Annotated in this window: 3 protein-coding genes; all 3 read right to left on the reverse strand. The window is 65.3% G+C overall.

The window, feature by feature from the left end; translation table 11 throughout:
• The coding region (locus tag EOA29_RS31820; RefSeq protein ID WP_245468609.1) for an extracellular solute-binding protein at positions 1 to 1029 on the reverse strand (1029 nt) is incomplete at its 3' end.
• A 5-nt stretch (positions 1030 to 1034) separates the two neighbouring features.
• Positions 1035 to 2195 (reverse strand): CaiB/BaiF CoA-transferase family protein, encoded by a 1161-nt coding sequence (locus tag EOA29_RS31825; RefSeq protein ID WP_126092260.1) that lies wholly within the window; start codon positions 2193 to 2195, stop codon positions 1035 to 1037.
• Positions 2192 to 2736: MaoC family dehydratase (locus tag EOA29_RS31830; RefSeq protein ID WP_145969911.1), on the reverse strand; the 545-nt coding region annotated here is incomplete at its 5' end. The genes EOA29_RS31830 and EOA29_RS31825, both read right to left, overlap by 4 nt.

Consider the following 2736-nt stretch of genomic DNA (forward strand, 5'->3'; position numbering starts at 1 on the left):
CTGCTGGAACGCCATGTAGCCGTCATGGCGCGGGCGTACCCAGGCGCCCTCGAGCGTTGCCCGCGTGCGGCGATAGAAATCGCCGGTCGCGGCGTTGACGGCCGCGTCCTCCCAGGCGGCGGCATGGCCGGGCTGGCCGCCGGCGGCGGCGTAGGGACCGCGCTGCACCTCGCCGCTGGCGATCCAGTAGGCGAAGTCGATCGCTTCCTTGCTGGCAGTGGAGAAAGCCGAGACGGCGATGCCGGTGCCGCCGAGAGCGGAACCGACCGGGCCGTCAGTGCCCACGGACGGCATGTCGCTGAAAAAAAGCTGGTTCGGACGGAACCCGGCTTTCGCATAGGGCACGTAGCCATAGATCAGCGGTGCGCAGGCGATGCGCGAGCCGGCTTCCGCCATCTTTTCGAACACCGCGATCGGATCCATCGTCAGGCATTCGGGATCGACGAGCGCCGAGATCTCACGCAGCATTTCGAAGACGGTTTCGCCGGTCTCGGGATCGACCAGATCGCCCGGGCCTTCGACGGCGCACGGCCGGCCAAGATCGGCGGCTAAAGTGAAGAAGCACATCAGCGAGTGCGGCGGCCTGAGCGGCAGGAGCACGCAGCCCTGCTCGACAAGCTCCAGCACTTCGGTCCAGATCGTCGGCGCGGCCTCGATCAGATCGGGCCGCCAGGCCTGCACTTGGCTGGCGGCGTCGATCGGAAAGGCCCATTGCCGTCCCCGCCAGGCGTAGCTTGGATAGGATCGACCGACGCTTGCCTTGGCCAGCGCTTCGCGCTCCGCCTCGCGGCCCGGAACGTCGAGCGGCGCCAGGCACTTCTCGGCGGTGATCTGGCCGACATGCGGATGATCGATGACGATCAGGTCATAGGCGCGGGCGAGTTCCTCGACCGAGAAAGATTCGAAATCCTGCAGCGAGCGCTTCTCCCATTCGATCGAAATGCCGGTCTTTTCCTGCCACAGCCTGGAGCAGGCAACCATCGGATCGTAGCCGCGCGGATGGTTCCAGGTCATGCCTTTCAACGACATGCCACTCACAGGCCGAACTCCTTGCGGATCTTGTCGCTGTGCTCGCCGACGCGCGGCGCCGCCCGCTCGACCTTGGCGCGCACGCCGTCGATCCGCAGCGGCGACCGGGTCGTGTCGATCGTCACCCCATCCTCGCGCGTCACGGTCTGCAGCAGGTCGAGCGCCTTGAAGCCGTCGCTCTCCAGCATCTCCCTCCAGTTCAGCACCTTCGCGCACCAGATATCGGCCGGCTCGAGGATCGCCAGCCATTCATCGACCGCTTTCTGCGCGATGCGCTGGGCGATGATCGCCTTGATCTCGTCGCGCGCGGTGAACCAGGTCGACGGCTGGTCGAGGTAGGGCGCCAGCGCCTCGATCTCGAGCAGGTCGGCCAGTTTAGGGATCGGCGTCATGGCGATCGCCAGGAAACCGTCCTTGGCCGGATAGACGCCGTAGGGCGCCGCCAGATAGGCATGGGCGCTGCGGAAGGACGAACGGCGCGGCAGCCGCCGTCCGTCGTTGAGATGTGTCGTCAGAACCTCGAACTGGAAGTCGATCAGCGCCTCGAACAGGCTGGTCTCGACATGGCCGCCTTCGCCGGTGATGCCGCGCCGGACAAGTGCTGCGAGGATGCCCTGCGCGCAGGCGGCACCCGCCAGCATGTCGGCGATTGCCAGACCGAACGGCACCGGACCCTGATCCTCGTCGCCGTTCAGCCACATCACGCCGGAGCGCGCCTGGGCGAGCAGATCCTGGCCTGGACGTTTCACCCAAGGGCCTTCCTCGCCATAGCCGCTGATCGAGGCATAGACCAGCCGCGGGTTGAGCGAGCGCACATGCTCATAGTCGAGGCCGAGCCGCTCGATGATGCCTGGCCGGAAATTCTGGATCAGCACATCCGCTTTGCCGAGCAGGCCGCGGAGCGCGGCAAGGTCCGCTTCGTTCTTCAGATCGACGGCAAAGCTCTCCTTGGCGCGGTTGATGGCGTGGAAGATGGTGGAATCGCCGCCGATCTCGGTGTCGCTGAGATAGAGCCTGCGGGACAGGTCGCCGCCATCCGGACGCTCGATCTTGATGACGCGCGCGCCGAGGTCGAGCAGTCTCAGCGAGCAGTAAGGTCCCGACAGGAACTGGCTCATGTCGACGACGACAAGGCCGGACAGCGGCAGGTCGGCGGCCATCATCACTTCTCCGTCTTGCCGGCGAAGTCGGCCGGGTTCTTGTATTTCACCGTCTGAAGGTGCTCGCAGTAGAGCACCAGCTCGCCTTCGCCCTTGAAGACTTCGTAGCTGGCGCGGATCAGCCCCATGTCCTTGTAGCGGGGCTTTTTCTCCATGTTGGTGCGGATCGAATAGATGGTGTCGCCGATGAAGACCGGCTTGATGAAGCGGAGCTTGTCGTAGCCGTAGGAAAAGGCGTTGACGCAATTGGTCGCGACGAGGCCGAGCCCGGCGGAGAAGACGAACGCGCCGGCCACCAGACGCCTGCCGAAAATGCCTTCGCGCTCGGCGAACATCTGGTCCTGCACGTAAGGGTGGATGTCGAGCACCAGGGTGTTGAAGAGATGGCTGTCGCCTTCGGCCATGGTGCGCCGGAGCGAGCGGATTTTCTGGCCGACCGGCCAATCCTCATACAACCAGTTTTCGGCGTTCCACACCGGCAGTTCGGCGTGATCGGCCGGCATGTCGGAAGGGCGGGTCGAAGCGACGCCGACGGTGGGTGGGAAGC

Origin of the sequence: Mesorhizobium sp. M1E.F.Ca.ET.063.01.1.1, from assembly GCF_003998155.1 — a bacterium.
GTDB lineage: Bacteria > Pseudomonadota > Alphaproteobacteria > Rhizobiales > Rhizobiaceae > Mesorhizobium.